Source organism: Vibrio sp. SCSIO 43136 (assembly GCF_023716565.1).
In the GTDB taxonomy this organism is placed as follows: Bacteria; Pseudomonadota; Gammaproteobacteria; order Enterobacterales; family Vibrionaceae; genus Vibrio.
The window spans coordinates 1,187,071-1,204,211 of record NZ_CP071849.1; the positions used below are offsets into that span (position 1 = coordinate 1,187,071).

Sequence of the window (17,141 nt, forward strand, 5' to 3'; positions counted from 1 at the left end):
TTGCCAGTCATCATAGTGCCACAGCCCTTTAAGGACAAGCATTTAAGCAACTTCAGAGTAACCGTCTAGACAAATCCTATTGCGCCCCTGACTTTTGGCTTCATAAAGCGACTTATCGACAGACTTAAAGGTTTGCTTAACACTACGAGTGATACGGCCAATACCAATACTCACGCTGGTCGGCACGTTGTGGTTACTCTCAATTTGAAGGCGAATGCGTTCACACATGATTTTTGCTTCTTCAACCGTGGTATCACTGAGTATTAATGCAAACTCCTCTCCCCCGATTCGTGCGACAAGGTCATCTCGTCGACAGTTGACCTTTATCTGCTCCGCAACCCTACGTATCACTCTATCGCCTTCGTCATGCCCATAGCGATCATTGACCATTTTGAAGTGGTCAATATCGATAAGGGCTAACACCGCATTGTGATGACTACTCTGCTGACGCAACCTCGCTTCTTGTTCCATCGCATGGTCGAACTTTCTACGGTTGTAGCAACTTGTCAACGAGTCGCGCTCACTAAGATCAACCAATTGGCGCTCTAGGCTCTTGCGAGCCGTAATATCGACCAAAGAGTAGATGTAATACTTAGATTTTCTACGCTGGCCCATCACCATCTTGATCCGTACCAAGTAGTGGCGCTCATTGCCTTTTTTGTCCCTGCCCGTAATTTCACCGGACCAAACCAGCTCTTGGTTCAAGCATCCCCAGATGCGCAAGGTCGTTTCATGACCACCATAATCAAAAATGGTTCGTAACGGTGACTTTTTAAATAACTGCTGCAGAGAATAACCTGTAAGTGTTGTCAGCTCGTCGTTGATCCGCACGATGCGGTTGTGTTCATCAGTTATGATTAACGCAGACACGCCATCCATCGCCGCTTTGGCAAACTGTGACTCGATGAGGTTTTGCTGCGCCTTGGTAATGCGGTTTACCAGAGGCACCAGTAAGGTGAGCATGATCAGCCAAACACTTAAGGCAATCGTGACGCATTGAGTAATTAAGTCAGACTGATACCCAGCATAGGCTTGCCGAGACTGCTGGACGACGAAAAAATCGGCCATGTCGGGCAACTCATCAACATTCGAACGGACAAAGTAGTAGATGAAATTCCCTTCCGCCACCATGCCTGTCCCATATTTAATCGCTTTTTGATAGAGCAGTTCGACCCCAGAGTAATGGCTCTTAGGCACACGATGGAGCTCGGTTACCCCCTTTACCGACAACAACTCAAAGATCCGATTGTCAGATGATAACAACAAGGCTTTGTGTACCTCATCGGTCACATTGAGCAGTGGAGACATCAGTTGGGTGGTATCTACTTCAAATAGCAACATGCCTTTAGGGAAAGAAAGTATCTGGATCGCAGTCCCATATAAAATGCTTTCAGGATTGTGCTCACCATCAATCGCTTTGGAGCGTATGCGACGAATTTCTCCAAAGCCTACGCCTTGCATCATTTCAAAGCTTCGCAGCGATTCATGGATACGTAACTCATCGTCATCAAAGCCCACACTGCCTTGCTGTATGCGCTCCATTCGAGCCAACTCAAATCCATTTTGGTCTAAGTAAGCCACATTTTTGATGGCTGGGTGATTGAGCATCAAAAGTTGCCACACATCGTATAAGCGCTTTCGATCCAGCTCAGTACCAGAAAGTGCAAACTGGTGCAGCTGTCCATTGGTAAGCATCAAAGAAGCCGACGCCAGCATGCCTTTAACTTCGCCCTTAATTTTTTGCGAAACGTCACCTAGTTTGGTCACCTGCTCAATCTGTTGTTGCTCTTTGTGTTTTTGAAGTTGAGTGACATAGCGGTTATAGAAAATAGACGTCACTAACAGAGCACTTACCAGTGCCCCGATGGTAAATGAGAACATCCATTTCTTTGATATATTACTGGCCACTACGTACCCCTATTTCCTTGTTAAGCCCGCACGGTATCACCGACAAATGACGGGAATATGACAACCAAGGAAACAGGAAGTACGTTGCAATATAGAGTATAGGTACTGATTTAACGTTAATTTATCAACCACTTGTGTAGCAATATCATTCAACCACTCGAAGAGGTTCCAGCGCTTCAACATCTATCTTGGTAATTCGGGCAAATCGCTGGTTAATATCGTCGACAATCTGCCAAGTGTGTTTGGTGCGATAACGCAGTTTCTGGTCATCTTTCGTTACGCCATACCAATCAAACTCCATCACAATCTGATACTGATCGGGGCCAATTACTGACACATCAAATGCATCAATATAATGGGTACTCAACGCAATCTGACTGGGAATGCCCTGACTCCACTGCTCAAATTGCCCCAAACTTGTGATGGTTTGCGACGGAAAATTAATCTCAAATTCATCGGCGAGTATCTCTTTAAAAGGCTCGATATTACCGTCAAGCTTTTCAATTAAGCCTAACCAGTAGTGTGTTAAAGAGCGGGCTCTATTTTCTGGATAAGCATCAACGAACTTCACGTCTCGCTTACCTGTAGGTGCTAACTCGATGCTCGAAAAACGTGGCAGCGTACCCTCGCCTTGCGCCAACAACGCTTGGTATTCAACTTGATAGGCATTACGCTCCCCATTGGGTTTGATCCCCTGATACTCGATAGCTGCGGACAGTCTTAAACCGTCTGAGCTATCCATTACCTCTATCTGCTCAACATGGTGGGCATTTTGCCAGCCTTGGTACATGGAGAGTGCTTGTGTGTAAGCTTGCTTACCCGAGCGATGGCCCGCACCGCTTTTTACTTGAATATCATCCGACAAGATATCCAGTTGGTTTTCTATTCTTAGCTGAGATAAATCGCGCTCATAGAGCTGAAACCAACGGTAATACTGGGCTTTCGCCAAATGAGTATTAGCGAGATCAGCGGCTTTAAATTCCTCGGCATTCACATTCATGGTTGCCGTTAGTGATACGATGGCAGATGCCAGAATTGCAGTTGATTTCATAGTTTCCTCACTTTCATCCAATCAAGTCGCCAAAAGCTATGCTTTGGGTCCAAAGTATGGAGACAGTGTAAAAACTTCTTCAGATGGGGTCGTTAAACGAATTTTCGTTATTCGTATACAAATTTGCTTATCTGCAAATAAAATCCATAATTTGACGGGCACAATAGGCTGAAGATTTGTCCTGAGTATTGACTGAAAAGTCGTATTGAACGCCGCTATGAACCCGCATCGCTTGTTCCCTTGCAGATCCCTTCATGCGGTCTGAGCGTTTCGCTTCTCTTTGTTCCAACTCTGCAACATCACATTGAACTTGGACATACAGGTGATTAATGCCAGTAAGCATTTCTCCCCAAAGCGCCTGCTCTCTAGAGCCATCCATCACGTCATCAACAATAAGATTGATACCGCTTTGCGCAAGGTGCCTAACTGTGCTGTGAAATACCGCATTCACCTGCTTGCCGTATTCACCGCTGGAAATGCGAGGCAAACCTTCGTTATTGGTGGTCCAATAGAAACCTTCTGAGATTAAATTTATTTTATCTAAAACATTCTGGTTGGCAGGCATCATGGAGATGAAGTGATCAATGCCTAAGTGCATATATGGAACGGATAGTAACTTTTGCAATTCGACGGCAATTGAACTTTTACCCGAGCTGCTTGCTCCATTGAGAATGATCACTTGTGACATTGCTATAACCACTCTAAGTTTTCATAAGGTTCATTTTTCAGGGCAAGAAGACGTGTATTGATATCGCCAACATGCAGCTCCAATTTATGGTCATCAGGGTCTAGTAAGTAGATAGAGCAGCCTTCGCTGCTATTCTCTTGCCATTGCCTAACCGAGCTTTCGCATAGATCTACATTAAACTTATGAAGCTTTTCTTCATTAACTATCAATGCTATGTGACTATAGTCGTTCGCTGGCTCAGGTTTTCCTAACGTAAGGCATAACCATACGTCTCCAGAGGTGAGGTACGCTCCGTTTTTCCACTTCACTCGTGGTTTAAAGCCAAGTAAATCCGAGTAAAACGCTAGTGAAGTATGAAGACAGCTTACCGTTAAAGTAATGTGGTTTATGCTCGTGATCATAGTGGTTATTTTGCTATCTCAAGCTCTGATTTAGTAAATAACGGTGTAAACTCAAGACCAAGAGCTTCGAGGTTAGTTCTGCCTGACCCTTCTCGGTCAATAACACAGACTACATGCTCTACAATAGCACCACGCTTTCGTAGCTCAGTTACAGCGTCGATGATTGCACCACCAGAAGTTACGACGTCCTCGACAATGACTAACTGTTTACCCTCGATCTCGCCGCCTTCGGCAAGTTTACAAGTACCATAGGTTTTGGCTTCTTTACGAACAAATAGTACAGGTTTCAATGTCGTTAGTGATAATGCAGTCGCAATGGGTATTCCGCCCATCTCAAGCCCAGCTAGTTGTTCAAACTGGTTGGGGAGTAACTTAGATAAGTGTTCAGCGATTGCTGACAATATTTGGGGATTCGCTTCGAACAAGTATTTATCGAAGTATTCTGTTGCTGCTTCACCAGAACGGAGTGTGAATTGGCCACGAATATTAGAAATTCGGTATATCTCTTTTGCTAATTGTTGCCTTTCCATAGCTTTCCTCAGTTAAGTCATTATTCTATTAGATAATTTGACCCATCGGGATCGCCCAAGTTTACAGTATCAGCGCAGTTATTGCCCACACGTCTTTCTTTAGCTTTGATCTACCTTGAGAAAACTCGCAGTTCCACTTGGATAAAAGGAGCTAGTTAACGTACTCGTGTCACTGACAAAAATTGCATGACTAGGCTATAGCACGACACTTCCACCAAAAATGAAATTTTAGTACGAAAAAGATTTTCAACAACCATATATGCGAGAACAACTTTCACTTCTCTACTACCGCACTCACAGGCCACTTTGGCAACCAAATTTTAACAAAGCCCAAAATTATTACTTCAGAACCACCTTAGCGACAATAGTCTATAGCTATGTATTTTTATGCACTTACATGACTTATCGACAACTATATAGTCGATGTTAATGCGTAAAGAGGCAAGGCCGAGCAGAAACACTCCATATGAATTTCAATTACAAATACAAAATTATTATGAAACTTTTAATTAGAGCTTGATCACATTTCGAGCTTACGCTATGTTTAGAACATACAGAAATGAAAGTTTATTACAAAACGGAGATTGCTTATGTTATCTGTAATTAAAGATCTATTTATCCCTGAGAAAGACTACGCTGGCCGTAACATCGATGCGGTGATCCTACGCTTAGCATCACAAACAGGTACTGAGATCCATGCTTGGTCTTACCTAAAAGATAAATCAGTATACGAGCACACTCTAAGCGGTATGCGCGTTTACCCACACGAAGTTGCAAAAAGCGCTGCTTAATGGTTAGTGTGAATAGCCCCATGCTGGGTTTCTGTAGAAAGTATGGGGTTCACACACTTAGTCATGATCGACAAAAATCAGCGCTTTGGTATCAAATCCACGCTGTTTAGACATTTCTACGAACCTTTCCCTGATTTCAGAAGACACTGTGGGCTTACGAGCAAGTAGCCACAGGTAGTCATTGTTTGGACCAGAGACAAAAGCATATTGATATTGCTGCTTGTCTAGTTCAAATACCACGTAGGATCCGTAAAACGGACCAAAGAAAGAAACCTTTAAATACCCTTCATCAGGTGCGTTAACAAAATACGCTTTGCCCTCTGCTTGGCTCCACTCGTTATCTTGTGCGTTAAACCCTCGGTTTATCACCTGCACACCGCCATCATCTTTAAGTCGGTATTCAGCCGTTACCTTGCTCAGTCCTTCTTCAAAAGAGTGGTCTAGTCGGGCAATTTCATACCAAGTTCCTAGATAGTTTTCGAGTTCAAACTCATCAACTGGAGTCACTCCTTTTGGCATGCCTAAACAACCTGACAGGACAAACATTGCAATAACCAACACTATCTTACGCATCGATGAAACTCCTGTACTGCTCTCACTCATATAAAGCATAGATAAGATTTTACTAGTGTTCCTTTAATTACATACAGTTACATACTGACTAAGTGCGCTCCCACACGTAATTTAGTTGGTAGCGCATAAATCCTAGCTTTTCACAGTTTCGAGCACTGATACTTCCACGCTCAACGTCAGTGTAGGCTGTGGTCACACCTAATTGATAGGCATCATTTAACCGGGCCACTAGCAACTGGGTTTGCGCCCCAAGGCCTCTGCGCTCTTCCAATGTGTATGCATTAGCTAACGTGACACTATGACCATCTACGTAAGAAGTCGCCCATGCGATCGCTTGTCCCTCACTAAATGCGACAAAACAGCGAAAGCTATCGCTGCAGTATAAGTGCTTTTTTGCTTGCCAAACTTGTGGTGAACAAACAACGCCCGAGGCGTTGAGCAAGGCCAGAAAATCATCTGCTTTTTCGTTGCCCCAACGCTCTATCCGCATATGTGTTTGAGCCGATACCTGTTTCTTGACCGACAAAGAAAGAAACTCATGTTCAAATACTTGCTGGTACCCCAAATGCGCCAAGTACTGAGCCATTTCGGCGCTAGGTTCACTCTGTTCAAAATTGATTTGAGGGGCGAGTTCTGTGCGATATTGACTTATCGCACTACCTAAGATTTCAAGTGAGATGCCAGTGTGAACCGTTATTTGGTTATCGTATCGTCGAGTCGGATCTGAGTACAAAGTGTAACTCGGTGTTGAACGTACCGTGAGTTGACTCGGTGCAGATGTTGATAGTGTTCTTAGGTTATTAAATTCGAAATAGCGTCGAAACGCATTGCGTGCTTGCTTATCCATAAGCGAAAAGCTTTCTCCTATTTTTCTAGGCGCTTTTATTAATCATCAATGACATACCCATGGTTCAGTGGTACCCATTCATACTAAACAAGTAAATCGCAATAATCATCAATGGCTAACAAAGCTGACGATAGGTCGTTTTGAGGATTAAATTGATGTTTGATTGCCACAACTTCACAACCGCTGTCCCTTGCAGCGCAGATACCAGCATATGAGTCTTCAAATATTATTGCCTGTGCTGGAGAGAGCTTCATTCTTTCTAACGCCAGCAAATAGGCTTCAGGATCAGGTTTATGTTTTGTGACATCTTCTTGCGTGATCACCACTTCAAAACAGTGCTCTAGTTGGAGTGATTTAAGAATGGTTTCAACCATCCAACCTGCGGCAGAGCTGACCAGTGCACTACGTTTTCCATTCTGCCTTAACTGGCATAGGTACTCTTCAGCGCCTTTATGTACGGTTAGCTGCTGTGACAACAACTGCTCATAGTGATGACGAAAATGTTGGTTAAACTCTTTTAAATCCGGATTGATACCTGCTTGAGTAAAGAAATGGCCTGTAACCACAGCCCAACTCTCCCCCATTACCTGTTTGTAACAGTGATAATCCACTGATGCACCGTATGCTTCACAAGCCAGCGCCAAAGCTTTACCTTTCAAAGGTTCTGAATCCACCAGCGTACCATCCATATCAAATAGATAGGCTTGATACTGGGTAAGTTTTTCTTCCATGTTTTTCCTATTCATAGTGCTCAACTGAGGCAAGTTATCCCAATTACAATCCAAAGTGATGATTGGCTAATGGAACGATATTGATAGCGGGCTCCTCATAAGGATGAACCTGCCGAATTGCGGCGATAGCCTGCTTGACCAGAGATTCGTGACAGCGAACATCAAGGCGAACCTCTTCACCACTATTGATGACATTCTTTTCGCCAGTGACTGGATTTGCACCATCAGTTGGCCGCCAAAAGCCTTGGATCTGTATCACTGACATGACGCTATCGTAGTGACCAACCACGCCTGCACCAACCTCATTAAGGGCATCTCGCAACGGTATCACTGAAGAAGCGGGACAGTATATTTCTAGTTTGTATTCCATTTAGAACTCAATTGATTAAAAAGCGCACCGATAATGTCAAATGAACGTGCCATTAGTTATTCCCAGTTTCTTAGTTTGTTTTTCTCTTCTTTGTTCAAGAATGCCTGCTCTAAATCGATGTCGTAACGATTTGCGATTGAGCAAACGTATATGAAGATGTCCGCCAGTTCATCACCGATCTCACCTACTTTAGAGCTTGGATCAATAGCAATACCTTGCGATTTACGCACGGCTTTAAATAGCTCGCCAATTTCTTCACCAAGTAACAAACACTTGTCTTGAGGGCCTTGCTGTGCAAAACCTCGTTCTACTTCTAATTCACTCACATAGGTTTGCAAGTCACTGAGTGTCGGGGAAGGTTTTAACGTCGGCATAGTCCTATCCTTATTAAAATAATCTAATAAGAACAGTACCTTAGAAAATATATAAATTCTCACCAAACTATGTGCGTTGTCTCACAACGTGTTACGTTTAGAACAATAATCTATTGGGTGCATATTCCAGATAGCAAAAAGCCCTCTATGACGAGGGCTTAAGCAAGTTTTTGGCAAGATTAACTCTTGAGTGCGTTTAGCTTAGCTTGCGCAATTCCAAACACTGAGTCTACAGGGTAGCTACCATCCAATTCAGGCTCCCCGACAGTTTTACCAGTAAACAATTCAATCGCTTCACTGACGTGTTCAATCGCCCAAATATGGAACTCGCCCTTTTCCACCGCTTTGACAATATCTTGTCTTAACATCAGGTTATGAACATTGGATTTAGGGATCACAACACCCTGCTGGTTATTGCGCCCTTTGATTGCACACACGTCGAAGAAGCCTTCTATTTTCTCGTTTACACCACCAATCGGTTGCGCCTCACCAAACTGATTCATTGAACCAGTGATGGCGATATCCTGCCTATTGGGCAGGCGTGAAAAAGCAGAAACAATCGCACACACTTCCGCCATGGTTGCACTGTCACCATCAACACCACCATAAGATTGTTCAAAGGTGATGTGGGTGGTAAGCGGGACTCTTGCCGTGCGACCAAACACAGATGCCAGATAGGCCGACAGAATCAGCACACCTTTTGAGTGGATGCTCCCCCCTAGGTCAACATTGCGCTCGATATCTATCACGTCACCATCTCCGTAAGAGGTCGATGCAGTAATACGATTAGGCGCTCCGAACATATACTCATTAGTGCTCAACACAGATAGCGCATTAACCGTACCCACCGATTCGCCTTCGGTTTTTATTAATGTGGTGCCGTTACTATAACTCTCCATGACACCATCTTTTAGACGACCAACACGCATCTCCTGATTCGCCAAAGCCTGCTCAACATGACTGACTCGGATAAGGTTTGAGTTCGCAGCCGACGCCACATAATTAGACTCACGCAGTAAATTGGCAATATGCGCAGAATGCAGTGATAGCTTGCTGCAATCCCCAGCTCTTCGAGAGCTATGTTCAATAATTCTACCAATTGCTTTCTTATCGCAATGCAGCATGCCGTTGTCGTGAACGATGCTAGAAATAAAGCGAGCATAATGCAGCTCAGCCTCATTGGTTCTTGGCATTTCATCTTCGAAGTCGGCTGTCACTCTAAATAGCTCGGCAAACTCTGGATCGTAATGTTGCAATAGTTGGTAGGTACGATAGTCACCAAACAAGATGATTTTTACATCCAGTGGAATGGGCTGTGGGTCAAGGGAGACCGCACCACTTAAGGTCAACTCTTTTTCCAGCGCCGTCAAGCTGAGTTGGCGTGAACGAAGTGCACGTTTTAGTCCATCCCAGACATACGGTTGCTCAAGCACTTTGATCGCATCCATAAGTAACACACCACCATTGGCTTTGTGCAAACTACCCGGGCGGATCAGCGAGAAATCAGTAAACACTGTACCTTTAAAGGTTGCGGTTTCAACGTAGCCAAATAAGGTGTGGTAGTTAGGGTTATCTTCCACCACGACAGGCAACTGCTCATCATTGTGACTCACTAGCACATTGATCTTATATCGACGTGGCAGTTTTTTATCGAGTGACGCCGAGGCAATTTCACCTTGCTCGTTTCCTTCTTCAAGGAAAATATCGACGTTATCAATAATGTCTTGCTGGAGGTCAATCAGGTACTGTTTTACTTCTGGGTAATCGGCATACTCTTCCTTCAATGCCTTGATGAAGTGACTGATCACATCCAGTGTGACTTCGCTGTTTAACTTCGCAATTTTTTCCGTAAACGCATCTTCCCACTCGGTAAGCTGGCGAACCATGGTTCGCAAGGAGACTTCCAACTCATCGATGGTGTTATTAAAAGCTTCTTGCTCTTTACGAGTCAGTTCGTCAAAGCTCTCTTCAGTGTGCATCTCCTCACCATTCATTGCGACAAACTGGTAGTCGCCTTGATTGGTTATGGTCAGACTTACACCACGCTCTTTGGCGTATTTGCTGATCTGATCGAGCTCTTTTTGCTGCTTAGTAGAGAGCTGACTTTTCAGTTTCTCAGCTCGGCTAAAGTAGATTTCATTATCAAAAGCCAGCGGCATTGCTTTGACCAATTTGGTCATCAATTTTTCTATGTCTTTGCTCAGCTTGGTACCGACACCAACCGGGAGTTTAAGAACCTTAGGCGTACGAATATCTTCGAAGTTGGCTACATAACACCAATCACTCAATGCCACATTATTAACTGGGTGGCGGTTCAAATAGCGCAAAATCATGGTGCGCTTTCCAAGGCCATTACGGCCAATAGCGTAGATGTTGTAACCTTTCTCTTTAATCGACATCGCGAACTCGACCGCTTTTTGCGCTCGCTCTTGTCCAACGATTTCATCTATCGGCGCAAGTTCTTTAGTCGATTTGCAGGGCAGATTATCAAGATCTGCTGCTTTGTATAACTTGGTTGCCGGTAATGTTGAAATTGCCATAGCCCCCTCCTTGTCGTACTTCTTATTGGGAGTTTTTGTTATCTAAGCTCTTAATGCACTTCTCACTCAATCCTAGCTTAGGAAAACACTTTTCTTCAGTGTAGCTACAAATGTTTGAAATTTAAGTGACTTAGCCAAACTTACTGTTCAACTGCTGCTTTTTTGAACGCTCAAACCATTCTATTGACCCTGTATGTTCAAAGAATTCGACCAAGATGGACAAATTTTGCCAGCTCAACCCCGTTAGCAGCCCTCATATACTGAGAAAAAAGGAGGCGATTATGACCACAAGAAATATTGAACAATTGATCAAGTCTCATGCGACATCCGATGGCGCAGGAGTGGCAATTCAGCGAGTTGCAGGGTTCAACAACAAGAAGTTTTCGCCATTTTTGATGCTCGATGAACTCTATGCCGAGAGCAAAGAAGGTTATATCGGTGGGTTTCCACCCCACCCTCATCGCGGCATCGAGACACTTACCTACATGCGCCAAGGTCACTTTCAACACAAAGACCATATGGGTAATGTTGGCGAGTTGCGTAGTGGCGGTGCGCAATGGATGGCGGCTGGTCGAGGCGTGATCCACAGTGAAATGCCAATGATGGAAGATGGCGCTATGCACGGATTTCAACTTTGGATTAACCAACCGGCAAAGAACAAGATGCAGCCAGCGGAATATATGAACTTACCTATGGAAGAATTAACTCATGTACAAAATGAGCAGCTTGGTGAACTATCGGTAATCGCTGGGAGCGCTGACCTTGGTCGAGAAACCGTTGTTGGTCCATTAGACAAGACGGGAGTTCCACTTTCAGTGATGGATTGGCGTGCACATCAGGGACAAAGCATTCAACTCAACACAGCAACCAGTGATCAAGTGCTAGTGTATGTCTATGCAGGCAGCATTGAATCAAATGGTCAAGCAATCGAACGAGGGACGATGGCGCTGTTTAGCTTAGGCGAAGCTCTGGAGTTATCTGCAAGTGTTCACAGCGGCGCATTGATCTTAGTTGGACAGCCAATCAATGAGCCAGTTGTTCACTATGGACCATTTGTGATGAACACGATGGAAGAAATTGAACAAACCATTGAAGAATATCAGAAAGGGCTGTTTGAAACCTACTAGCTTTAACGATGAGCTCAATAGGCGAACAAACATAAACCACAAAGGAGGCGAAGCGCCTCCTTTGTTGCTACAAATACTCACATAGGTATGCGGTTGGCTCTGCAACCTTAAGATCAAATGAAGAATCACCTGACACATCAAACGAAGAACCACTTGGGTAGCTTACCCACTCTTCTTGACCTGCTAAGCGAACTACAAGTTCACCTTTCACTACCGTCATTTTTTCTGGCGCTTGAGTACCAAAGGTATACTCACCAGCTGCCATCACACCAACGCTAAGGTCATTGTCTGCTTGGGTAAAGCCCAAAGATTTCACGCCGCCTTCAAAATAGGTATTTTCCTTAATCATCATTACTTCCTTTTATTGATGGAAGTTCGTTTTTACCTTGCTAAAGCCTTCAAATCAACCTAAACCGTTAACTTGGAGCGAAAATTATCTCGATATAACTGTTACCTTTAACAAATATCCAAGCACAAAAAATAACCGTAGGTTTTATATAAAACCTATGGATGTAACAAATGATTAATGATACTATTCTTTTCCCCACTCTTTCTCAGTGAGCTTAAAGGACAATTGGTGGAACCACGGTTGGTTTGCGCTGGTGTACAGGTGGATATTGTCTTTTAACCGAATTGAGCATCTAGTATGACCCATATATCTTTAGCAAGAAGGCTGGTATTAAGTACCAGTTTTGTCGCCTTTCTTGTCCTTGCCGCTTTTTCATGGTTTAGTGTCGAAAAAGTTACCGAACTTGTCGAAAATCAAACTCAAAATGGCCTTGCTGCACAAGTTAGCGAAAAGGCTGAAATGACACTTGGCTACATTACTCGCTACCAATCTCTTGCCGACGCTTTTCTTGCGAGCAGTGAAGTCCGTGACTACGCACGCGACCGAGCGCGACAAACCAACCAATACTGGAATGAGAGCGAGTTCAGTGATGTGGCCTCATTTGTTGAGCGCCTAAACAACAGTGACGATAACCTCTATAGCGCATTTTTTGCTGTTGGTGACACAGGGGAGTATTTTGACAAATCTGGCCGATACTATGACCCTTCGGTTAATTTGAAAGAGCGCCCTTGGTGGCAAACTTCAACTCAATTACAAAAACCTTGGGTAACCACTGCGGTAGATATCCGTACCGGAGCGGTCAATGCGGCGCTATACGTACCTGTGTATGAGCAAGGCAAATTATTGATGATCGGTGGTACAGACATCAAGATCGATGCGCTAAGCCGAACCATCTTAAATGACACTCGCTACCAAGGTCAGGGAACCCCTTTCTTATTTGATGACCAAGGCAATGTACTGTTGTTCTTTGGCAAAGAGGCAAGTGAGCTGGAAAACCTATCACTAAGCACTCTTGATAGCGGCAGCAATCACGGCTTTGCTAAGTTATTAAACATCAGACCTTCAAGCGAGACTCAGTTTTCAAGCGTTACCTTCAATGGTGTAGAACAAATCATCGCGGTGAAAACCATTGAACAGGACAAACCGCAAATGAAGTGGCGTCTTGCGTTAATGGTGCCTAAGAGTGTGATTGATGATCCCGTGCAAGAAGAGATGTTCAACTCAATTTTAGGTGCGGTTTTCGGTATCGTGGTGCTTGGCGTCGCCATCAGCGCAACTTGTCGTACTAATCTGCGTCCGTTAAACCGTATCGTTGAAGCATTGAAGAACATTTCTGAAGGTGAAGGCGATCTTACTCAACGCTTGGATGAATCTCGCAACGATGAGATTGGCCAAGTGGCCAAAGCGTTCAACAAGTTTGTCATCCAGATCCAAGACATTATCAAAGAGAGCCGTAGCTTGGCCGATCAAGCTGAAGCAAGCTGCGGTCAGATGGGCAACATCATCAGTGATACTGACACTGCGGTCCAAACACAGAAGAACGAGCTTGACCAAGTTGCAACCGCAGCGACAGAGATGGTCCACGCAGTTCAAGAGATTTCGATCAACGCTGAGAACAGCCGTTCGTCAGCAACCAGTGCCGAAGAGCTTGTTGCCCAAGGCCACCAAGTTGTTGACCAAGCAGTAAATCACGTAGAGACGCTGTCGCATGACATTGAAACAGCAGAAGGTCTGGTGAACAGCCTACGCCAAGATGCCGATCAAATTGGCTCCGTACTTAGTGTGATTGGTGACATCGCAGACCAAACCAATCTACTGGCACTTAATGCAGCGATTGAAGCGGCGCGCGCTGGTGAATACGGCCGAGGCTTTGCCGTCGTAGCAGACGAAGTTCGCAGCCTAGCAAGTAAGACACAAGAGTCGACTATCAGCATTCGAGAGATCATTGAAAAGCTTCAAAGCAATACTGTTGAGGTTCAGCAAGTGATGAACCAAAACCGTATCCAAGCAGATGAGACGGTTGAACAAGCTCGAAATGTCTCACAACTGTTGGGACAGATGAATGATGCAGTGTCTGGCATTCAAGTGCAGACAGAGCAAATCGCTTGTGCGACTTCTGAGCAAACTGAAGTGGTGCAAGAGATCACTCGTAATGTGAATCGCATCAATGACCTTGCAGATGAGACTGCTGTTTTGATGGGTGAAGCAGTGACCAGCACTAATGGTTTGAAGAGTGATAACACCCAGCTTCAAACGTCTATTGGTCACTTCAAAGTATAAGTACACAACACCTAATCTGGGCTGGCTATCACCAGCCCAAACTTAATATGGCATCAGCTACAAGTTGGCATGACTATATCGAGAATGTTGATAATTCCACCCCATTTCGCCCCGAATTCTTCACTGCGTAAAGCGATAAATCAGCCATCTCAATAATCTCTTCAGCAACAAAATCACTATCCGGTTTAACCACACTAATACCGATGCTTACAGTGATCACCCCATGTTTTGAGCCTTCATTTGCTATCTGCAAGTCTTGTATCGACTGCCTGACCAAATGAGCGTACTCCTCAGCATTTTCCACCGACATATCGGTGAGCACGATGGCAAATTCTTCTCCCCCATACCGAGCAGCCAAATCTCCCGGCCGGCGACTAAAACTTTGCAACACTCCACTGATACTCTTTAAGCACTCATCCCCTGCTTGGTGGCCGTATGTGTCGTTAAATGCTTTAAAGTTATCTACGTCAATCAATGCAAGCGTGATATGGCTTTGGTCTCGTCGAGCTTTTCGAAGCTCTAGGTTGAGTAAATCATCGAACTTACGTCGATTCGCCAACTGAGTTAATGCATCTGTCGTGCTGAGCTGTGCCAGTTGCTCATTGGCTTTCTTTAGTTCTGCCGTTCGCAGGTCTACTTTACGCTCCAACGAGAGCATCAACTCCGCTTCACGCTTACGACTTTGTTTCAGCTTAATCCAAGAGCGGTTGATGCTATCAACGAGCTCATCAAGTTCGTCAGGTTGGCGACCTTTGGCACGACTCAAAGCTAATGGACTATCGTCCCCACTTAACGTTGCTGTAGCTGCAAAATCAGCGATACGTCGAAGGTGGCGAGTTACTAAGGTAGCGAACAGCAACAAAATCGACATTGAGACGATGAACGTTTTCACCGATTGAGTAAGTAATACTAAGTTAATGCGGCTGATAGTGCGCTGCCGAACAACTTCAAAATTTGGGGCAATATATAGACTACCTAGCGAGAAAACCTTGTGTCCGTTGCTGATTTTTAATTCGATGATCTTAAGGTCTTCACGACTATGGTCCACTTGCCCATAAGTCAGATCTTTATTGTGATTAGGTCCGTATCGAACACCTACTCCCGCCACCCATAAGGAACCACTGATCGCTTCTAATTGAACATTGAGTTGATTGGCATCATAGTTGTAGATCGCTTCACCGATCCCAGACGCTAGGTTTTGCTCTATGTAACTCAGCGCATTATTTAAGTCAGACATATCTCGGCGATAGTCATAGGTCAACTGCACTGAGGTCGCAATCAGTGCATTAACTGCACTGATCACTAACACCCAGATCATTAGGCGGCGTCCAAGGCGACTTTTTAGAGCGACAGAAGTGTGTTCACGACGCTTGGTACGAGTTCGAGCTGTATTCGACATGTTTTCTCAGTTAAAAAGAACCAAATGGTTGATGTTTAATAAGCATTTGTTCCAACTGACTTTGTGCGGTGCTATCCATATAATTATATTGGTATAAGTGCCAAAAAGGTCTTGGTCCTTCACGGCGAATGACGTCATTGATAGCATTGATGACCTTGGTGCCGCGCTCTCCTTTTGTGCAACCCACATGGCCAAGCACATATTCGGGCATTCCTTCGATAGGCATGTATTTAAGCTCTCGGGTTGTGCCTGTGCTTTCCGAGTTTGAGTACCATTTAATTTCAAATGGATAAGCAATGATATAGTCCACCCATCCTGCTTGTAACTGCCGAACAGGTGTAGAAAGGTCTGTTGAGCTTTGGTTTATATGGGAGAAATCCGTAATTTTTTCATAAGCTTGGCTAATTACTTTAGGATGGGCTCTATCCTTAGCTCGCGATGTTGATAAGGTGCTATCCCCCAACAAGCTCTCGATAGCTACTTGCCCTTGCGAGTTTAAGTGGGGTTCTAGCCTGTTAGCACTATCGACACCAATAACCACATGGTGTGGAACTGCCATCATAATTGGCAAACTGTGTTCTATGAACGCTTCCCGCTCAGGCACTTTTAACAGCAAGGGGTTGCAAGTAAACACACCATCTTTCATCAAACCAATAGTTCGATTAAAGCTCACTTTTTCAAACTTATGGTCAAATTCTGGCATTTCAGCCACAGCCCGACGAACAAACTCTGTCGCACCTCCTTTGCCGGGCAGACTTTCATCCAGCATCAAGTGCGGCGGAAAGTGGTATAGACTCCAAACCAGTTCCGGTTTTGAGTCAGCATGAGCGCCACCAGCCATGGTCATCATAAGTAAGACTGGATATCCTATCAGATGTCTAAGGTAAGCGACCTTACGACAAACCATACAGTGCTGCTTCACAAGCTCAACAAGACCGATGAAAAACAAATACGCCTGCATATTGATAAAGCACCCAAGTAGCACCAAAGTGTTTTAAGCATGGTCGGTAAAACCTATTTCCTCAAGTAGGCTAGATTAAAAGACCATGGTTTAGTGAAGATAACTCATTGTCTTTAATAACACCTTTGGGTAGTAGTGCGTTTGAAACTCTTTGGCTAATTGTAAGAAATCCGCCAACATACAGCCTTACTATATTCCGAATAACGTTCGATATTTAGGCT

General features: G+C 44.4%; 17 protein-coding genes. 3 read left to right on the forward strand and 14 right to left on the reverse strand.

Features of this window, described 5'->3' with window-relative positions; genetic code table 11:
- Positions 1-42: 42 nt before the first annotated feature.
- The 5 genes from J4N39_RS20250 to pyrE all read right to left on the reverse strand — a co-directional run bounded on the left by J4N39_RS20250 (position 43) and on the right by pyrE (position 4,578).
- Positions 43-1,908: a sensor domain-containing diguanylate cyclase gene (locus J4N39_RS20250; protein ID WP_252024346.1), complete on the reverse strand. Its 1,866-nt coding sequence runs from the start codon at positions 1,906-1,908 to the stop codon at positions 43-45.
- 145 nt (positions 1,909-2,053) lie between these two features.
- Positions 2,054-2,959, reverse strand: coding sequence for a hypothetical protein (locus tag J4N39_RS20255; RefSeq protein ID WP_252024347.1), 906 nt, complete (start codon positions 2,957-2,959; stop codon positions 2,054-2,056).
- Between the two features lie 127 nt (positions 2,960-3,086).
- Positions 3,087-3,647, reverse strand: coding sequence for a chloramphenicol phosphotransferase CPT family protein (locus J4N39_RS20260; protein ID WP_252024349.1), 561 nt, complete (start codon positions 3,645-3,647; stop codon positions 3,087-3,089).
- A gap of 2 nt (positions 3,648-3,649) precedes the next feature.
- On the reverse strand, positions 3,650-4,048 hold the full coding sequence (locus J4N39_RS20265; protein ID WP_252024351.1) for a VOC family protein: 399 nt from the start codon (positions 4,046-4,048) through the stop codon (positions 3,650-3,652).
- Positions 4,049-4,053: 5 nt separating this feature from the next.
- Positions 4,054-4,578, reverse strand: a complete 525-nt coding sequence (pyrE, locus tag J4N39_RS20270) for an orotate phosphoribosyltransferase (RefSeq protein WP_252024355.1) — start codon at positions 4,576-4,578, stop codon at positions 4,054-4,056.
- Positions 4,579-5,168: 590 nt separating this feature from the next.
- On the opposite strand from pyrE, the gene J4N39_RS20275 reads away from it, so the two are divergent.
- Positions 5,169-5,369 carry a hypothetical protein gene (locus J4N39_RS20275; RefSeq protein ID WP_252024357.1) on the forward strand — a complete coding sequence of 67 codons (201 nt, stop codon included), beginning with the start codon at positions 5,169-5,171 and terminating at the stop codon, positions 5,367-5,369.
- Positions 5,370-5,426: 57 nt separating this feature from the next.
- Here J4N39_RS20275 and J4N39_RS20280 read toward each other — a convergent pair whose 3' ends face one another.
- From J4N39_RS20280 to J4N39_RS20305, 6 genes are all read right to left on the reverse strand, one after another.
- A complete protein-coding gene (locus J4N39_RS20280) occupies positions 5,427-5,942 on the reverse strand; it encodes a lipocalin family protein (RefSeq protein ID WP_252024360.1) in 516 nt (171 codons plus the stop codon).
- A gap of 88 nt (positions 5,943-6,030) precedes the next feature.
- On the reverse strand, positions 6,031-6,789 hold the full coding sequence (locus J4N39_RS20285; protein WP_252024363.1) for a GNAT family N-acetyltransferase: 759 nt from the start codon (positions 6,787-6,789) through the stop codon (positions 6,031-6,033).
- Positions 6,790-6,872: 83 nt separating this feature from the next.
- A complete protein-coding gene (locus J4N39_RS20290; RefSeq protein ID WP_252024366.1) occupies positions 6,873-7,520 on the reverse strand; it encodes an HAD family hydrolase in 648 nt (215 codons plus the stop codon).
- 43 nt (positions 7,521-7,563) lie between these two features.
- Complete coding sequence (cutA, locus tag J4N39_RS20295) at positions 7,564-7,890, reverse strand: divalent cation tolerance protein CutA (protein ID WP_252024369.1); 327 nt, start codon at positions 7,888-7,890, stop codon at positions 7,564-7,566.
- A gap of 56 nt (positions 7,891-7,946) precedes the next feature.
- Complete coding sequence (locus J4N39_RS20300; RefSeq protein ID WP_252024371.1) at positions 7,947-8,264, reverse strand: MazG nucleotide pyrophosphohydrolase domain-containing protein; 318 nt, start codon at positions 8,262-8,264, stop codon at positions 7,947-7,949.
- A gap of 179 nt (positions 8,265-8,443) precedes the next feature.
- Positions 8,444-10,804, reverse strand: coding sequence for a Lon protease family protein (locus J4N39_RS20305; protein WP_252024374.1), 2,361 nt, complete (start codon positions 10,802-10,804; stop codon positions 8,444-8,446).
- A 278-nt stretch (positions 10,805-11,082) separates the two neighbouring features.
- Here J4N39_RS20305 and J4N39_RS20310 point away from each other — a divergent pair, with 278 nt between their 5' ends.
- Entirely contained in the window at positions 11,083-11,931 is an 849-nt protein-coding gene (locus J4N39_RS20310; protein WP_252026865.1) for a pirin family protein, read from the forward strand.
- Positions 11,932-11,998: 67 nt separating this feature from the next.
- Here the strand turns inward: J4N39_RS20310 and ppnP are convergent, their stop codons facing one another.
- The gene (ppnP, locus tag J4N39_RS20315; RefSeq protein WP_252026867.1) at positions 11,999-12,280 is read right to left on the reverse strand and encodes a pyrimidine/purine nucleoside phosphorylase; all 282 of its coding nucleotides are present in this window, start codon (positions 12,278-12,280) and stop codon (positions 11,999-12,001) included.
- 297 nt (positions 12,281-12,577) lie between these two features.
- Here ppnP and J4N39_RS20320 point away from each other — a divergent pair, with 297 nt between their 5' ends.
- Complete coding sequence (locus tag J4N39_RS20320; protein ID WP_252024377.1) at positions 12,578-14,560, forward strand: methyl-accepting chemotaxis protein; 1,983 nt, start codon at positions 12,578-12,580, stop codon at positions 14,558-14,560.
- Between the two features lie 73 nt (positions 14,561-14,633).
- On the opposite strand, the gene J4N39_RS20325 is transcribed toward J4N39_RS20320, so the two are convergent.
- Both J4N39_RS20325 and J4N39_RS20330 read right to left on the reverse strand, forming a co-directional pair.
- Entirely contained in the window at positions 14,634-15,959 is a 1,326-nt protein-coding gene (locus J4N39_RS20325) for a sensor domain-containing diguanylate cyclase (RefSeq protein ID WP_252024380.1), read from the reverse strand.
- A gap of 10 nt (positions 15,960-15,969) precedes the next feature.
- The gene (locus tag J4N39_RS20330) at positions 15,970-16,920 is read right to left on the reverse strand and encodes a hypothetical protein (protein ID WP_252024383.1); all 951 of its coding nucleotides are present in this window, start codon (positions 16,918-16,920) and stop codon (positions 15,970-15,972) included.
- Positions 16,921-17,141: the final 221 nt, after the last annotated feature.

Coding starts and splice junctions, on each gene's coding strand:
- J4N39_RS20255 (WP_252024347.1), bottom strand. CDS start 2,959: ATGAAATCAACTGCAATTCTGGCATCTGCCATCGTATCACTAACGGCA.
- J4N39_RS20260 (WP_252024349.1), bottom strand. CDS start 3,647: ATGTCACAAGTGATCATTCTCAATGGAGCAAGCAGCTCGGGTAAAAGT.
- J4N39_RS20265 (WP_252024351.1), bottom strand. CDS start 4,048: ATGATCACGAGCATAAACCACATTACTTTAACGGTAAGCTGTCTTCAT.
- pyrE (WP_252024355.1), bottom strand. CDS start 4,578: ATGGAAAGGCAACAATTAGCAAAAGAGATATACCGAATTTCTAATATT.
- J4N39_RS20275 (WP_252024357.1), top strand. CDS start 5,169: ATGTTATCTGTAATTAAAGATCTATTTATCCCTGAGAAAGACTACGCT.
- J4N39_RS20280 (WP_252024360.1), bottom strand. CDS start 5,942: ATGCGTAAGATAGTGTTGGTTATTGCAATGTTTGTCCTGTCAGGTTGT.
- J4N39_RS20285 (WP_252024363.1), bottom strand. CDS start 6,789: ATGGATAAGCAAGCACGCAATGCGTTTCGACGCTATTTCGAATTTAAT.
- J4N39_RS20290 (WP_252024366.1), bottom strand. CDS start 7,520: ATGGAAGAAAAACTTACCCAGTATCAAGCCTATCTATTTGATATGGAT.
- cutA (WP_252024369.1), bottom strand. CDS start 7,890: ATGGAATACAAACTAGAAATATACTGTCCCGCTTCTTCAGTGATACCG.
- J4N39_RS20300 (WP_252024371.1), bottom strand. CDS start 8,264: ATGCCGACGTTAAAACCTTCCCCGACACTCAGTGACTTGCAAACCTAT.
- J4N39_RS20305 (WP_252024374.1), bottom strand. CDS start 10,804: ATGGCAATTTCAACATTACCGGCAACCAAGTTATACAAAGCAGCAGAT.
- ppnP (WP_252026867.1), bottom strand. CDS start 12,280: ATGATTAAGGAAAATACCTATTTTGAAGGCGGCGTGAAATCTTTGGGC.
- J4N39_RS20320 (WP_252024377.1), top strand. CDS start 12,578: ATGACCCATATATCTTTAGCAAGAAGGCTGGTATTAAGTACCAGTTTT.
- J4N39_RS20325 (WP_252024380.1), bottom strand. CDS start 15,959: ATGTCGAATACAGCTCGAACTCGTACCAAGCGTCGTGAACACACTTCT.
- J4N39_RS20330 (WP_252024383.1), bottom strand. CDS start 16,920: ATGCAGGCGTATTTGTTTTTCATCGGTCTTGTTGAGCTTGTGAAGCAG.